The following is a 15,261-nucleotide window of genomic DNA, read 5'->3' on the forward strand; positions in this document are numbered from 1 at the left end:
CACTTAAAATGGCCTCGAATAGTGGGTTCTTTGAAAAAGACCCATTAATCGAGGCTTCTCTATAGGAAATGTTTCATGAGCGTTGAATGACAGAAGAAGAAAAGCTTTTAATTAATTGCTGTAAGTTTCTGTGTCCTTCTCGTAGTTTAATCGTTTCTTCGAGAATTTTGTGAAAGCTTTCTAAATCTTTATCCGATGCATTTAATACGGCTTTTGGAATTGTTTCGGCAATTTGTTGTATAGTCAAATCCGGGCTCATAAACAACGACCACCTTCCCACTGATTTGTTGGACATTGTTTTGTCCTTTTTAATACTTTATAGAAAGAACCTGTATTTTCCTGCAAAATGTCCCCCTAAATTAATCTACATGTATCGGCAAATTTTTTAAATCAAGTCCTTTTCTTCAGGTTTTGTTAAATTCGATGCACTTTTATCAGTAATAGGTTGTATTGCTGCTATCTTTGTTTATTATCGATTTGGAAAGTTAAAGTTGACCAAGAAAGGCGTTGAAAAGGAAAAACAGGAGCATCGTTTACATGCGTAAAAAATGATTACTATTTTGAAAGAGAATGTACCAGAATAGACTTGGTACATTCTTTTTTTTCGTTCTCTCTTATGAAGACGAACATGAGCTGCAAGACGAACAGCTCGATGTATCTGATCCGCTGTCGTTATGGTTATGGCTAGAAGCGGAATCGCTGGAACTCCTAGAGTCTGTAGAGTCGCCGCCAAAAATGTCTTTAAATTCATGCTTTGCATCTTCATCAGCCTCGACATAAGCAAAGTAAGCTGGACTTGCATTGTCGGTCTGTTCATATTGTTTCTTCCAGTGAAGATTTCCCTCTTTTTGAGCGTCTTTTAATCTTGCTGCGAAAAATTCAAAGGTTTGTTCCGCTTCTTGGCTCGTGTTCGTGCGCATATAGGTTTGCTTTAAACTTGTTAGTTCACGAGAGGTAAATTCATCCAAGAAAGAAATGCCTTTATCTTCTTTAAAAAATTTTCGCCAAATTTTAAGTGAAATCATGTCTACGGTAAATAGCTGTACATAATAAAAATCAAATAGAGTGCGTTCTGTCGGTTTCCATGTTGGTTGTTTGTGCGGGATATGCTCGATTTTGTGTCCGATAAACGTTTGGCAGAACTGATTGTATTTGTTTGAATTCTCTAACATGAGATGCCAAAGCTCATCGACTTTATCATGAAACATCTCTACTTGTTTAAAAATAGCGGCTAATACGAAATACCTCTTTAACTCTCGCCAAAGCTCATTTACTTGTCGTTGCGAATAGCGCGGAAATTTTAAGCGAAACGCTGTATTGACTTCTTCCATATATTCTGGATTTAGAGCGACATGTAAGTGTTTAATCAAATTTACATGGACTGTTTCTAATTCATGAATCGCTAATGTGTCTTCAAAGTTTTGGCGGAATTCTTCTTGATAGCGTTCTCGTTTATTCTGCTTCCAACGCTTTTTGATTGCAGAGAACCAACTCATTGTCTTCCCCCTTTTATTGGGTCTTTTAGTGAATTATACCATTGATTGATTGCCCGTTAATAGGTAATAAGACATTCACTTTAAGACTGAAAGGGGTGAATAACTATATTTTCACTTTATTTCATGTTTTTCTTCATTCTCACATATGCTGAGTGAAAAGTGGGGAGTGTGTATAAGTAAGCTACATAGGGCTTAACAATTGTCATAATCGTTTGTTCGCAGCCAATTACGGTATTGATGAACGAGGAGGCCGACCAATCGTCAACTCACCTCTATCATTCAATCGGGAATAGTAACGTGGGTTTTCCTGCTCCATCGTTTAAAGAGAAATACACTTAGTTCAACCCAGATCCAACTATACAATAATGAAAAAAGGGGGAGAGGAAGAAGAAATGATAAGCTTATAGATGGCTGAATCGATGGCCCTAACACTGGAAACTGAAAGACGAATAAGAGAAGAAGAATTCCGCTAAGCAAGAAGATTGCACTGGCTATTATGATACTAAGGCGCCTTTTCCATAAATGGAAGGCAAAACTGATACTGATGCCTAGCAACCCAGTAGTAAAAGCAAAGATAATCACTTCACTCGGTTGAATGAGAAATAGTAGAAATATAGTTAACAAATAGCCAAGAAAACCGTAGCGGGCGGATAAAATCGTACTAAGAATCATGGGTGCTGTTGCAAAGGGACTAATAAATAAACCAACTACAGGAATAAATCCACCGGCTGATTGGAGAATGGCTGACAATGTACATAATAATGCAGTGGTTGTGATTTTCTTTGACCTAGAGGCTGTTCTATGAAACGTATCGGAAATGTTTTGCGCATGCTTCGTAATCGGTTGAAGTAAAAACATGTAATCCTCCCTCAATCGTTCGTTACGCATACTATATTCGGCTTATCCTTTCGTCATTATAAAAAAATGCCCGTTGATTAAAACGAGCAAACGAATCATGTACATTTAGTGAAAGTTCTTCAACCGTTCACTCAGTCGGAAATTTTCTTCATAATCGACCGGACATTCAATAAGAACCGGTCCTTTTTCTAAAAGTGCTTGTTGCAAAATTTTTGATAATTCAGCCGCTTGCGTTACTTTATATCCTTTCGCACCATATGATTTTGCCAGTGCAACAAAATCAGGGTTATCGAATTGGATGTTTGATGAATGTCCCAACTTGTTTTCTTGCTCCCATTCAATCATTCCATATCTGCCATCTCGCCAAATCATAATAACAATCGGTAATTTCAATTGGACTGCCGTTGCCAATTCTGCTGCAGACATGATAAATGATCCGTCTCCACATACAGCGATTACTTTTTTGTTTGGACAGGAAAGTTTTGCACCAATGGCCCTAGGCAACGCAATTCCCATTGATGCAAGTCCGTTTGAAATGATACATGTATGGGGCTTTAATGCTTCATATTGTCGACCAATCCATAGCTTATGAGCTCCGACATCTGATAGTACAATATCATCGCTTGATAGAACTGCCTGAATTTCTTGAATGATACGTTGAGGGCTCAGCGGACATGCGTCACTTGTTGTGTTAATTAGTTTATCATTCGTTATTGTTTCTTTTATATTACGATAAAATGGATCCATCTCATTTCTTTGGTGAATTTGAACCGTTAAACTCTGAAGATTTGTGGATAAATCACCAACAAGAGAGGCTTTTACGGGATAAAAGCTGTCTGTCTCAGCTCCATTTACATCAATATGGATAATCGGTGCCAGTAATTTATTCCACTTTTGCGGCCCGTATTCGATAGGGTCGTACCCAATGGTAATAACTAAATCAGCACGGTAAAAAGCTTGATTAACAAAATCCCCTTCAGGCAACCCAATTGTTTGTAAATGAAGAGGGTGATTTTCAGGAACAACGCCCTTTGCCATAAACGTTTCCGTAAAGGGGGATTGAAGTTTTTCGATAAACGTTACAATATCGGTAGAAACTTCTTCTCCTATTGCGTTATTTCCTATCAAAACAAGCGGGAATTTTGCTTCATTAATAGCCGTAGCGACATCGTGTAATGCTTGGTCAGATGCGATTACTTTTTGGCTATCTAGCTGGTTTTGTAAAGGTTGTCCCTGCACGAGAGTGGAGGCAATATCATTTGGGAGTTCTATATGGATGGCTCCAGGTAGATTACTTGTAGCTAATGTAAATGCTTTAGCGACAACTTCGGGAATAACGGAACCATCGTGAATGGATATATTCCATTTTGAAATCGGACGGTATAACTCGATTAAATCTAAATATTGGTGAGAACTTTTATGCTGCATCGTGAGATCGGTCTGGGCCGTAATAGCAACTAACGGCATTCTATCCAAGGTAGCACAGGCAACACCTGTCACCATATTGGTAGCTCCAGGTCCAAGTGTTGAAAGACAAACGCCCGGTTTTCCTGTCAATTTTCCCATCATCCCAGCGATTAATGCTGCCCCTGTTTCATGTCTGCAAACGATAAACTTGATAGATGATTGATTTAGTGCATCCACTAAATCAATATTTTCTTCTCCAGGCACTCCAAATATGTATTCCACATTTTGTTTCTCTAAACATTTTACAAAAAGCTCAGCTGCTTTCAAAAAAACACCCCTTTCTACTTTAAATAATATTCACTTGTTAAAGTTCCACAAATATTCTGCTTTTATTTCAGGTTCTGTTAAATAACGTTGTTGATTTTTGGCTCATTTAAGCTCCTCCTTCGTTTCTTGGAGGAGGAGCAACCTTTCAGCAGAGCTGAAAGGCGTGTGAAACCGTGGTTTCACACGAATGAGCCAAAAATCGTATACATCAACAATATTCATTAACATCGCTTTATTTAAAGCTGCATACTGCTTATTTTCCTGGTAGCTATTCCTTAAAATTAAGCAAGTATTAACGAATACGTATATAATAGAAATAAGAGAAAAAGCCGGACATCTTGAGGGAAGGAGTGGCTATGGTGAATTATATAAACATCGAACCTGTATTATCTACATTGACAGAGGAGTGGTTAAAAGTATTTTTCGCTTCGGTGAAAGAAAGACCTTCCTATCTAATTAACGATTCAACTTATGGATTTCAACGAGTGGGCATTCGTGTATTGGGTACACCTCTGGATCAAGATGAGTATTATAATGCCTTATTCGAGATGAATCAAGAGAGTTCTTCCGTTCATGTGTTGAGCGAGGAGTTGGATAAGACGATTGATAATCAGATGATGAAATCGATTCAAGATATATTGGACGTGCATCAGCAAGAACCAAAAGGCCTTTCTATCAATCGGTTAATTGCTTTTATGTATGGAAAGCAATTAATCCCAAAGCATCATGATCCATCGCTTAATCGGCATATTCAATTATCTGTTATGAAAGTGATAGAGCATTTTCAGCAGCACCATTCTGCGGGCTTATTAACGCAAGAGTTTAGGCGCTTTCTTATTGATGTGGTGAAATGGTTAAAAAACCATTGGGCGAAGTGGGCTGAAACTATCACGATAGGTGAGGATTTTCCGAAAGTCGTTTGGTATGGTGACATGAATGACAGTCAAAAATATTTCCTGATGTTATTGATGGAGTTTGGATGTGATGTGTTACTTTTTCATCCTGAAGGAAAGGATTTATTTGCGGAAATCGATCCAAATAATACAATCTCTATTCCTTATCAATATCGTCATACAGCAAAGTTAGAGCCCTTCCCGACCCATCAAAGAGAGCGTCAAACAACCGTTGCTTATCGAGCTAATAAACAACTAGAAATTATGATGCATGACCATGGCTCGGGCATTTATAAGCCATGGCAATTTAGAGATTATATCCCGTCCTCCATTACTTTACGTATGACATATGATGATGTGTTTATTTATGCGAGGGAAAAGGCGATGATTCGTCCAGAATTTAAGCTAGAAAGTAATCGGGTACATATTCCTGTGATTTTTGCCAAAATTCAAGGGGTCTCGAAAGATCGGAAACAATATTGGGAACGTATGAGGGAGCTTATCGATGATTCATTAGCTTTGTGCATTCGCGAGTTTCCTTTTTCTCAAGCGACAAAAGCGAATTATCATTTTCATTATCAAAAGTCTTTAGAACAAGGGACGCTTTCTCCAGAAAAGATGGTCAACAGCAATTGGTGGCGTTATAAACATTTGCCGAATGGACTTCAAAACGCAATTGCTCATACGATTAAAGCGTACTGCGAACATCCTAAATTAAATAAAATAGCAGGAGAATCTGATTATGATCTTCAGTTATTTCTATTTAAACAGGCTAATATGATGCCGGAAGTAGTTCTCCAATTGCTGCAAAAGTTTGATTATGCTCAAGAAATTCCCCGTCTGGTTCTTTATAATATGGAGAAGAATGGAGAGCCTTTTAGGGAAGATGCTGCCCTTCTTTTGTTTTTAAATGAATTTGGCTGTGATGTAATTTGGTATAATCCAGCCGGACATAACGATATTGAACAGTTTATTAATCCTTCATTTTATGATGTTCATTGGTTAGAAGAAGTGGAATTTCAACAGGAGTTTCAAGAAAAAGAAGAATCGATTATTAAGAAGATTATTAAAAAAATATTTTAAGTATAGGAGTGGGATACCATGACAGCTGACTTACAACTTCAAAAACAAGAGTTAAATCCAAATACAGCGCAGCAATTACGTGCTCAGTTACGCCAAGAACCACAAGTGTTGCAGTTAGTTCAATCGCTCGATATTAAAGATCAGCATCAATTATTAACGCTTGGAAAAGAACCAGCTGATAGTTTATCTCGTTTTGCAGATCGAATCTTACATTCGATGACGGTAACAAATATTGAGAAATCGAGCGACTTACTCAATCAATTAGAAAAATTAATGAAGCGCTTTGATCGAAATGAAATTATGAAAGAGCCTGGGTTTCTTGATAAATTATTCAAGCGTGCGAAAAAGACAATTGAAGATGTGTTTAAAAAATATCAAACGTTAGGCGGTGAACTAGATAAAATTAATGCCCAATTTGCGATTATGGAAGACGAATTAAAGCGTGCAAACAATGACTTAGAAGGATTGTATGAAGAAGATATTCAATACTACTTTGAATTAGAGAAGTATGTCGTAGCGGCTGAAATGAAGCTGGAAGAGGTAAGAGATACACTGATTCCGCAGTATGAAGAACGTGTTCAGGCAGGAGATCAATTAGCTCGCATTGAATTAGAAGGATTACGAACAGTTCAAGAATTATTAGAACGGAAGATTGATGATTTAGAGAAAGCAAGAATGGTTGCTGTTGTTGCTGCGCCACAAATTAAGACAATGCAGCGTGGGAATAATGATTTAATGGCGAAAATCAATAGTAACTTTGTAACGGTGATTCCGATTTTTAAAATGGGGATTATTAATACGGTATATGCGAAGCGTCAAAAATTACATTCTGATTCATTAAATGCTTTTGAAGAAAGAGCGAATCAGATGTTAACGGAAGTAACTTCAGATATTATGAATCAAAGTGTTGAAATTGCTGAGCGAACAGGCAGCTCCAGCATAAAAATGGAAACGATTGAGACGATGTGGACGACAATCGAAAAAGGAATTGTAGAGTATAAGAGAGTAAAAGAAGAGCAGTCGCTGCAGCGAGTGGAAGATAAGAAACGATTAGAAGCTCTTCAAGAAGAGGCGAAAAGGGTGCTATCGCAAGGGTAAAAAACGCTTGCATTACTTGCAGTTTCGCTATACTATAAGTGAGGAATTAAAATAATCTGCCAATGTGCAGAAGAGGTTCTAGCTACCCTCTTTAAAAAACTAAGAAGAAACAGTACTCTGTCTTAGGGTGCTGTTTTTTCGTTATAAAGGAGTTTTTTAGGAATGAAAAAGGAAAAAGCAGTGGTTGTATTTAGTGGTGGTCAGGATAGTACGACATGTTTGTTCTGGGCATTAGAAAGATTTGCTGAAGTTGAGGCGGTCACATTTGATTATAATCAGCGTCATCGACTGGAAATTGAGTGTGCACAAAATATTGCAAATGAGCTTGGTATCAAGCATCATATTTTAGATATGTCTTTGTTAAATCAACTCGCTCCAAATGCGTTGACTCGTAATGATATTGAGGTAAAGGATGGCGAAGATGGTGAATTACCTTCGACGTTCGTGCCAGGACGTAATTTACTATTTCTTTCGTTTGCCGGTGTGATTGCGAGCCAAATCGGTGCGAAACATATTGTCACTGGTGTATGTGAAACAGATTTCAGCGGCTATCCAGATTGTCGCGATGTGTTTATTAAATCGTTAAATGTGACATTGAATTTATCGATGGACAATTCGTTTGTCATTGATACACCGTTAATGTGGTTGAATAAAGAAGAAACGTGGGAGCTTGCCGATCAGTTAGGCGCATTTGAATTTGTCCGTGAAAAAACATTAACGTGTTATAACGGAATCATTGCGGATGGATGTGGGGAGTGCCCAGCGTGTAAGCTTAGACAAAAAGGCCTTGTAGATTATTTAAGTAAGCGGAAGGAGTCTTAAAGGCATGTATGGATTTCGAATTGTTGATAAGCTCCAGAAACTAGATCAAGATATACAAAGAAATCAATTAAACTATCATAAGAAGCGCGTTCTTGTAAGTAAAGAATTCACATTTGATGCCGCTCACCATCTTCATTGTTATGAAGGAAAATGTAAAAACTTGCATGGTCATACGTATCGAGTGGTCTTTGGCTTAAGCGGATTTACCGATGACCGTGGTTTGATGATGGATTTCGGTGATATTAAACAGATATGGAAAGATAAAATTGAAATTTATTTAGATCACCGCTATTTAAATGAAACGCTGCCATTGATGAATACAACGGCAGAGAATATGGTCGTTTGGATATATGAAAAAATGGCGGATGCGCTGCGTGAAGAGCCCCAATACAAAGGAGCTCGGGTAGAATTTGTTCGCCTGTTTGAAACGCCAACGAGCTATGCGGAAGCAAGACGGGAGTGGATGGAAGGTGAGTAAAATTCCCGTTATGGAGATTTTTGGACCTACCATACAAGGGGAAGGTTCTATGATTGGACAAAAAACGATGTTTGTACGTACAGCTGGCTGTGATTATTCTTGTTCCTGGTGTGATTCAGCTTTTACATGGGATGGAAGTGGGAAAGAATACATTACTCAGATGACTGCGGAAGAAATCTGGGATGAACTGAAAAGAATCGGTGGAGATGGTTTTTCCTTTGTCACGATTTCGGGTGGCAATCCAGCTTTACTGAAAAATCTATCCAGTTTAGTTGCGCTCTTAAAAGAACAGGGGATAAAAATGGGCGTGGAAACACAGGGAAGCAGATGGCAGGATTGGTTTTATGAAATCAATGAGCTGACGATTTCTCCTAAGCCGCCTAGCTCGGGAATGAAAACAGATTTCGGGATACTTGATGAAATCTTCACTAAGTTGCAAAACAATCAACACCATGTTTCGCTTAAGGTTGTGATTTTTAATGATGAAGATTATGAGTATGGAAAAGCGATGCATCATCGCTACCCGGACATTCCGTTCTTTTTTCAGGTTGGAAATGATGATAGTACGACGACGGACGATTCTAGATTGATTAGTAGACTTCTACAAAAATATGAGTGGTTAATTGATAAAGTTGTGCAAGATCAGACTGTTACAAATGTGAAGGTGCTCCCGCAGCTGCATACGTATATTTGGGGCAATAAACGAGGAGTATAAAGATATGAGAATATTATTTTATTTACTATCCATCGTGGCTGCAAACGTGGTCACAGCGGCTTTTGCACCGCTCCAATTTGGTGTATTTATCGTACCGATGGGAACCTTGTTAATTGGAGCAACATTTATCTTTCGGGATCTTGTCCAAAATAAATATGGTCGAGCGAAGACATATGGATTCATTGTGACAGCGCTCATTTTATCAGCAGCTGTATCGTTTACACTAGGGGATACATTATTAATTGTTGCAGCCTCCGCGCTTTCATTTATTGTTGCGGAATCCACTGATACAGAGATTTACTCACGTTTGAAGTTACCGATGAGCTGGCGCGTATTCTATAGCGGAATTGTTGGCGGGTTTCTCGATTCGGTAATTTTCGTTGTGATTGGTTTAAGCCCATTTGGTGCAAACATTTTACCTTGGGAAGCCGTACCTGCTGCTATTGTGGGGCAAATTATTGTCAAAACAATTGTTCAAATGATTGGTGCGTTCGTCTTGAATCAGGTGCATGTTCGTTTAGAGAAGAAAACTGTCGTTAATTAATATAGTGAAGAGGCTCAGTCTTATGACTGAGCCTTTTCTCATTCACCCTAATCGCCTGTCTGTTCTTTATGAAGAAAATCACTAGTACAGTGGAGAATCAGGAAATTTCTTAATGGTTTTGTATAAATTACCCTTAATGAAGAACTATAGAAAAAGAGAGCTTATAAGTCACCTGCAAAAAAATGGGGGAAGCAACTTGATTCGAAATATAAATAAACTTTTAAGGAAACCCAAGCCCAAAAAGAATAATTTACAAAACGAACAGGAACAGCAGAATTCTAAGCCAGAAGATTTCCTTTCTGATAATTTCGATAAAAATATCGAAACTTTTCATTTAGTTTATGATCGTTGTTCAGACGTCCTTTTCCGTTCGTTCTTACTTTTCGGAAAAACAAGAGCGACGATTATTTATATAGAGGGTATTACGAACGTCGAAGGGATGGAGGAATTCGTTCTGTCGCCACTCATTAAGGAAACAGCAAGCGAACCTCAGCTATTAAATGAATTTCTTGAAAATAAACTGCCTGTTTCCAAAGTAAAGAGAGTGCATACACTAGCCGAGTGTATCGAATCAATCTCATCTGGAAATCCTATCCTTCTCTATGAAGGGGAAAGTGCTGGCTTTTCTTTAGGATTAGCCAAATGGGAAAAGCGCGGGATTGAAGAACCTGTAGCAGAAGTAGGAATCAGGGGGCCGCGAGAGGGATTTAATGAATCTTTAGAGGTAAGTACATCTCAATTGCGACGCATTATTAAAAGTCCGGCTCTAAAAATACAATCGATGAAAATCGGGAGTTATACGCAGACTACGGTTGCCATTGCCTATATTGATGGAATTGTAGATCCAACACTAATTGAAGAAATAACGAATCGATTGAAGAGAATTGAGATAGACGGTGTTTTAGAAAGCGAGTACATCGAGGAAATGATTGAGGACAATCCATATTCCCCTTTCCCTCAGATACTATCAACAGAACGACCGGATACAGCCTGTTCTAGTTTATTAGAGGGACGAGCGGTCATTTTAGTAGAAGGAACACCATTTAGTTTAATTGCTCCAATTTCCTTCTTTTCTTTGCTTCAATCACATGAGGACTATTATCAACGCTTTATGGTTAGCACACTTATCCGTTTGTTACGTTATAGTTTTCTTAGTATCTCACTCTTGCTGCCTTCTTTTTATGTCGCTATTTTGACGTTTCATCAGGAGGCGATACCAACAGCACTGCTGCTGAGTGTGTCAGCGTCCCGGGAGGCGGTCCCATTTCCTGCCGTAGTAGAAGCGCTGCTTATGGAAATTATGTTTGAAGGGCTACGGGAGGCAGGGGTTCGATTGCCAAAGCAGATTGGCTCTGCTGTTAGTATTGTTGGAGCGCTAGTGATTGGTCAAGCTGCCGTTCAAGCAGGATTGGTTTCCGCGCCAATGGTCATTGTGGTGGCGATTACGGGAATCTCTTCTTTTATGATTCCTCGTTATATTGCAGGAATTGCTATCCGGATGCTGCGTTTTCCTATGATGTTGCTTGCTGGTACTTTAGGACTACTCGGCATTATGATGGGAATCATCGCCATAGTCATTCACTTGTGCGGCTTGCGCTCCTTCGGTGTCCCTTACTTACAGCCACTGGCACCGCTAAAAGGGAGTGAGTTAAAGGATATGCTGTGGAGATCGCCTGTGTGGAAGATGGATACACGGCCACATCTTACAGGGGAGTTTAACCAATATCGCCAGTCTCCAAATCAGGCGCCGAGTTCGAAAAAAGGGGGGGACACCCAGTGAAAAATATTCTCCGTATACTATGTATTTTCGGGTTGATTTTTCTTTTAAGCGGCTGTTGGGATCGGGTGGAAGTCAATGATTTGGCTATTGTCACAGCAGCAGCTATTGATATAAAGGATGACAATCAAATTGAATTATCCCTCCAAGTGTTTATCCCTAAAGCATTAAGCACCGGAGGAGGTCAAGGAGGGGCAGGTCAAGGAGGGGGAGGAGCTACTACATTGGTGAGGTCCCAAAAAGGATCCAATATTTCAGATGCGCTTTCCAAACTACAAAGCAAGATTCCGCGCAAAGTTTTTTGGGGACAATGTAAAGTATTTATATTCGGCGAAAAGTTAGCAAAGCAAGGAATACAAGATCCGATGGATTTCTTACTTCGCCATCCGCAGCCAAGAGAGAGAGCTTATTTGTATGTTAGTAAAGGGAACCCAAAGGCTGTTCTTGAATCGATTCCTCCTCTAGAACGCTATTCGGGGGAAGTGATTCGGGAACTATCTGATTTACATATCGGGATGCAGGTTACCATGCAGGATGTACAGGAAGGGTTAATAGGTGTAGCTCAGGCTGGCGCACTTCCATTTATTAAAATTTTACCACCAGGTAAAGGGGAAGAGAAATTACAGGGAATTCCGTACATTGTCGGAACTGCGGTGTTCAAAAAAGGTAAAATGGTTGGAACGATGTCAGAAAAGGCAACAAGAGGAGTCTTGTGGTTAAGAAATGAAATGGAAGCCTACACAGTTACCGTAAAACCGGAAGGCGTTAAAGGAGAAATATCTTTAAATCCAGTGTCGGCACGTGTCAAGATGATTCCGCAAATACGAAATAATAAATGGAAAGTGCTCGTGAACATTGATACAGAGGGAGCTGTTATCCAAAATGGAACGAATTTGGATCTTACAAGTCCAAAATCACTACAGACTGTAGAAAAAGCGTATCAAGAAGATATCAAAAAGCGTATCGAGCTAGCTATTCAGCAAGCGCAGCATAAGATGAAAGCGGACATTATAAAATTCGGTGAAGAATTCCATCGGAAATATCCTAAAGAGTGGAAAAAAAATGAAAATCGCTGGGCTGAGGTGTACCCGGAGGTGGAAGTGGAAGTCAACGTTGAGGCCCATATTCGCAGACAGGGCTATATAAATAAACCGGGGGGATTGCCTGAGAAAGAGGTGAAGAAGCAGTGAGGTGGGGAGCTTTTTTTAGTGTCGTGGTAATCGTGGCTTTGGTCATTTTGTATGAATGGCCGAAAATGAAACAAAACCCGAAAAAGGATAAGATGGCTTTTTTTACTCTGCTCCTCATCGGCTTAGTGCTGTCCATGTTCGATCTCCCGCATATGGGGGGGCCCACTGCATGGGTTCAAACTCTTTTCAGGCCGTTTGGACGGTTTATGGAAAAATAAATGACTCAGGTGCGCGATTTTGTTTTTCCATATTATCATAGAAAGGAGAGAGATGATGGAGAAAGGTCGAATTTCATCCATTCAGATGGCCATCATGATGTATCCTGCGATTGTGGCTACCGCTATTCTCGGGGTTCCAAGTATTACAGCAAAATATGCCAAAACGGATTTATGGCTATCGCCCATTTTTGCATCCTTCATCGGATATGCGACAGTGTATATCGCGTATAAATTGCACAAACATTATCCGAAAGAAACAGTCATTCAATTTAGTGAACACATTATGGGGCGGTTCGCTGGAAAAATTCTCGGTTTTCTATTCTTGTTTTTTTACATCCAGATTGCGGGGCTCATCGTTAGACAATACGCGGAATTTGTTGTCGACTCTTTTCTAGTCAATACCCCAATTAGTGTGATTATGGGATCGATGATATTTCTCTGTGCTTTAACCGTACACGGAGGTTTAGAAGTATTGGGGAGAGCCGCCCAATTGTTTTTCCCCATTTTTATATTGGCCATCCTCTTCTTTCTCATCTTTTTGGGCCCTGATTTTGAATGGAAGAATATATTCCCGATATTGGGGGATGGGGTGATGCCTCCAATTAAGGGTGGGATTGTGCCTGGTGGATGGTTCACAGAATTTTTTCTGATTACTTTTCTCCTGCCTTTTTTAGCGGATCAGAAAAAAGGGATGAAATACGGAATGATGACTGTTTTTGTCGTGACGCTGACGTTAGTTTTGATTAATCTTATCGTTCTTTTTGTGCTAGGGCCAGCGACATCCTTTAAGGTTTATCCACTGATGAGTGTAGCTCGATACATCAGTCTCGCCGACTTTTTTGAACATTTGGAGTCCTTCATCATGGCTGTTTGGATCGTAGGGGCGTTTATCAAATTGTCTGTGTTTTATTATGCGGCTGCTTTAGGTACCGCGCAGTGGCTGAACCTTTCAGATTATCGACCTATTGTATGGCCAGTAGGGATTCTGATACTAGAATTCAGCTTTTGGTCACTTCCTAATACAATGGGATTGGAACGTTATCTGGTTGGGACCTTTCCGGTATTTGCCCTATTGATACAAACGATTATCCCTTTGTTTTTGTTGATGATTGCAGTTATAAGGAAAAGAAAACGCCAAGCTAGCGAATAGATAGGATATTTAGATAAACGATTCTTTCTAATTTTAGAGGATTTGAATCAATTGGAAATTCTTCTGGAAAGAACTCTAATTACTAATATACAAGGAGAAAACTATGGAGAAAGGCAAAATCTCATCCCTGCAAATGGCCATCATGATGTATCCTGCGATTGTGGCTACCGCTATTCTCGGGGTTCCAAGTATTACAGCGAAATATGCCAAAACAGATTTATGGCTGTCTCCCATTTTGGCGTCCCTCCTTGGGTATATGACAGTGTATATCGCTTATAAACTGCACAAACTGTATCCGAAACAAACCGTTATTCAATTCAGTGAACAGATTATAGGTCGGTTTGCGGGTAAATTGATCGGTTTCTTATTCTTGTCTTTTTATATCCAGATTACGGGACATATGCTTAGACAGTACGCGGAATTTGTTGTCGACTCTTTTCTAGTCAATACCCCGATTAGCGTGATTATGGCATTGATGGCATTGCTCTGTTCCTTTATTGTACGGGGAGGTTTAGAAGTATTAGGGAGAGCTGCCCAATTGTTTTCCCCCATTTTTACACTCCCACTTCTCTTCTTAATTATTTTGGTGTTCCCTGATTTCGAATTTAAGAACATATTCCCGATATTGGGAGAGGGAATAATGCCTCCAATCAAGGGTGCGATTGTGCCTGGTGGATGGTTCACAGAATTTTTTCTGATTACTTTTCTCCTGCCTTTTTTAACGGATCAGAAAAAAGGAATGAAATACGGAATGATGACTGTTTTTGTCGTGATGATGACATTAGTTGTGGTGAATCTTATCGTTCTTTTTATACTAGGGCCAACGACACCCACTAAGTTTTATCCACTGATGAGTGTAGCGCGATACATCAGTCTAGCCGACTTTTTTGAACATTTAGAGTCCGCCATCATGGCCATTTGGGTAGTAGGGGCGTTTATCAAAATTTCTGTGTTTTATTATGGGATTGCTTTAGGCACTGCACAGTGGCTGAATCTTTCGGACTACCGGTCCATCGTATGGCCGTTAGGGATTCTACTCGTTATATTCAGCTTTTGGTCATTTCCTAGCACATTGGAATTAAACAAGTACAGTGTCGAAACCTTTCCCTTTTTGGGACTATTGATCCAAATGATTATTCCGCTGTTTTTGTTAGGGATTGCCCTTATAAGGAAAAGAAAGCGCCAAGGTAGCGAATAGGCATGAT

At 39.5% G+C, this 15,261-nt stretch carries 15 protein-coding genes and 1 riboswitch; of the genes, 11 read left to right on the forward strand and 4 right to left on the reverse strand.

All coding sequences use genetic code 11. The features are described from left to right. Window positions 1-73: 73 nt before the first annotated feature. The 4 genes from ACE199_RS02795 to ACE199_RS02810 all read right to left on the reverse strand — a co-directional run bounded on the left by ACE199_RS02795 (window position 74) and on the right by ACE199_RS02810 (window position 4,088). Window positions 74-259, reverse strand: a complete 186-nt coding sequence (locus ACE199_RS02795; protein ID WP_127759877.1) for a hypothetical protein — start codon at window positions 257-259, stop codon at window positions 74-76. Window positions 260-614: 355 nt separating this feature from the next. Continuing rightward, complete coding sequence (locus tag ACE199_RS02800) at window positions 615-1,496, reverse strand: glycine-rich domain-containing protein (RefSeq protein ID WP_375348472.1); 882 nt, start codon at window positions 1,494-1,496, stop codon at window positions 615-617. 279 nt (window positions 1,497-1,775) lie between these two features. Next, window positions 1,776-2,354 carry a hypothetical protein gene (locus tag ACE199_RS02805; protein WP_375348473.1) on the reverse strand — a complete coding sequence of 193 codons (579 nt, stop codon included), beginning with the start codon at window positions 2,352-2,354 and terminating at the stop codon, window positions 1,776-1,778. Between the two features lie 105 nt (window positions 2,355-2,459). Further along, entirely contained in the window at window positions 2,460-4,088 is a 1,629-nt protein-coding gene (locus ACE199_RS02810) for an acetolactate synthase large subunit (protein WP_375348474.1), read from the reverse strand. Window positions 4,089-4,444: 356 nt separating this feature from the next. Between ACE199_RS02810 and ACE199_RS02815 the strand changes: the two genes are divergently transcribed. The 11 genes from ACE199_RS02815 to ACE199_RS02865 all read left to right on the forward strand — a co-directional run bounded on the left by ACE199_RS02815 (window position 4,445) and on the right by ACE199_RS02865 (window position 15,254). After that, window positions 4,445-6,064, forward strand: a complete 1,620-nt coding sequence (locus ACE199_RS02815; RefSeq protein ID WP_375348475.1) for a YceG family protein — start codon at window positions 4,445-4,447, stop codon at window positions 6,062-6,064. Window positions 6,065-6,082: 18 nt separating this feature from the next. Continuing rightward, window positions 6,083-7,162, forward strand: a complete 1,080-nt coding sequence (locus tag ACE199_RS02820) for a toxic anion resistance protein (protein ID WP_375348476.1) — start codon at window positions 6,083-6,085, stop codon at window positions 7,160-7,162. Between the two features lie 66 nt (window positions 7,163-7,228). Beyond that, window positions 7,229-7,271, forward strand: a riboswitch (PreQ1 riboswitch). A gap of 53 nt (window positions 7,272-7,324) precedes the next feature. Then, a complete protein-coding gene (gene queC, locus ACE199_RS02825; RefSeq protein WP_252290364.1) occupies window positions 7,325-7,984 on the forward strand; it encodes a 7-cyano-7-deazaguanine synthase QueC in 660 nt (219 codons plus the stop codon). 4 nt (window positions 7,985-7,988) lie between these two features. Next, complete coding sequence (gene queD / locus ACE199_RS02830) at window positions 7,989-8,462, forward strand: 6-carboxytetrahydropterin synthase QueD (protein ID WP_375348477.1); 474 nt, start codon at window positions 7,989-7,991, stop codon at window positions 8,460-8,462. After that, on the forward strand, window positions 8,455-9,177 hold the full coding sequence (gene queE / locus ACE199_RS02835) for a 7-carboxy-7-deazaguanine synthase QueE (protein WP_375348478.1): 723 nt from the start codon (window positions 8,455-8,457) through the stop codon (window positions 9,175-9,177). Before queD ends, queE begins: the two co-directional genes overlap by 8 nt. A gap of 4 nt (window positions 9,178-9,181) precedes the next feature. After that, window positions 9,182-9,721, forward strand: coding sequence for a VUT family protein (locus tag ACE199_RS02840; protein ID WP_375348479.1), 540 nt, complete (start codon window positions 9,182-9,184; stop codon window positions 9,719-9,721). Between the two features lie 196 nt (window positions 9,722-9,917). Further along, the gene (locus tag ACE199_RS02845; RefSeq protein WP_375348480.1) at window positions 9,918-11,501 is read left to right on the forward strand and encodes a spore germination protein; all 1,584 of its coding nucleotides are present in this window, start codon (window positions 9,918-9,920) and stop codon (window positions 11,499-11,501) included. Further along, window positions 11,498-12,688, forward strand: a complete 1,191-nt coding sequence (locus tag ACE199_RS02850) for a Ger(x)C family spore germination protein (RefSeq protein WP_375348481.1) — start codon at window positions 11,498-11,500, stop codon at window positions 12,686-12,688. Before ACE199_RS02845 ends, ACE199_RS02850 begins: the two co-directional genes overlap by 4 nt. Beyond that, the gene (locus tag ACE199_RS02855; RefSeq protein WP_375348482.1) at window positions 12,685-12,906 is read left to right on the forward strand and encodes a hypothetical protein; all 222 of its coding nucleotides are present in this window, start codon (window positions 12,685-12,687) and stop codon (window positions 12,904-12,906) included. Before ACE199_RS02850 ends, ACE199_RS02855 begins: the two co-directional genes overlap by 4 nt. A 55-nt stretch (window positions 12,907-12,961) precedes the next feature. Continuing rightward, window positions 12,962-14,056 (forward strand): GerAB/ArcD/ProY family transporter, encoded by a 1,095-nt coding sequence (locus tag ACE199_RS02860; protein WP_375348483.1) that lies wholly within the window; start codon window positions 12,962-12,964, stop codon window positions 14,054-14,056. Between the two features lie 103 nt (window positions 14,057-14,159). Then, window positions 14,160-15,254 carry a GerAB/ArcD/ProY family transporter gene (locus tag ACE199_RS02865; RefSeq protein ID WP_375348484.1) on the forward strand — a complete coding sequence of 365 codons (1,095 nt, stop codon included), beginning with the start codon at window positions 14,160-14,162 and terminating at the stop codon, window positions 15,252-15,254. Window positions 15,255-15,261 lie beyond the last annotated feature (7 nt).

It is taken from the genome of Peribacillus sp. Hz7, assembly GCF_042136355.1.
Taxonomy (GTDB): Bacteria; Bacillota; Bacilli; order Bacillales; family DSM-1321; genus Peribacillus; species Peribacillus asahii_A.

What these genes read in the sequence shown, in the direction of transcription:
- queC (WP_252290364.1), top strand. Translation starts at nt 7,325, where the DNA reads ATGAAAAAGGAAAAAGCAGTGGTTGTATTTAGTGGTGGTCAGGATAGT.
- ACE199_RS02805 (WP_375348473.1), bottom strand. Translation starts at nt 2,354, where the DNA reads ATGTTTTTACTTCAACCGATTACGAAGCATGCGCAAAACATTTCCGAT.
- ACE199_RS02865 (WP_375348484.1), top strand. Translation starts at nt 14,160, where the DNA reads ATGGAGAAAGGCAAAATCTCATCCCTGCAAATGGCCATCATGATGTAT.
- ACE199_RS02860 (WP_375348483.1), top strand. Translation starts at nt 12,962, where the DNA reads ATGGAGAAAGGTCGAATTTCATCCATTCAGATGGCCATCATGATGTAT.
- queD (WP_375348477.1), top strand. Translation starts at nt 7,989, where the DNA reads ATGTATGGATTTCGAATTGTTGATAAGCTCCAGAAACTAGATCAAGAT.
- ACE199_RS02795 (WP_127759877.1), bottom strand. Translation starts at nt 259, where the DNA reads ATGAGCCCGGATTTGACTATACAACAAATTGCCGAAACAATTCCAAAA.
- ACE199_RS02840 (WP_375348479.1), top strand. Translation starts at nt 9,182, where the DNA reads ATGAGAATATTATTTTATTTACTATCCATCGTGGCTGCAAACGTGGTC.
- ACE199_RS02800 (WP_375348472.1), bottom strand. Translation starts at nt 1,496, where the DNA reads ATGAGTTGGTTCTCTGCAATCAAAAAGCGTTGGAAGCAGAATAAACGA.
- ACE199_RS02820 (WP_375348476.1), top strand. Translation starts at nt 6,083, where the DNA reads ATGACAGCTGACTTACAACTTCAAAAACAAGAGTTAAATCCAAATACA.
- ACE199_RS02815 (WP_375348475.1), top strand. Translation starts at nt 4,445, where the DNA reads ATGGTGAATTATATAAACATCGAACCTGTATTATCTACATTGACAGAG.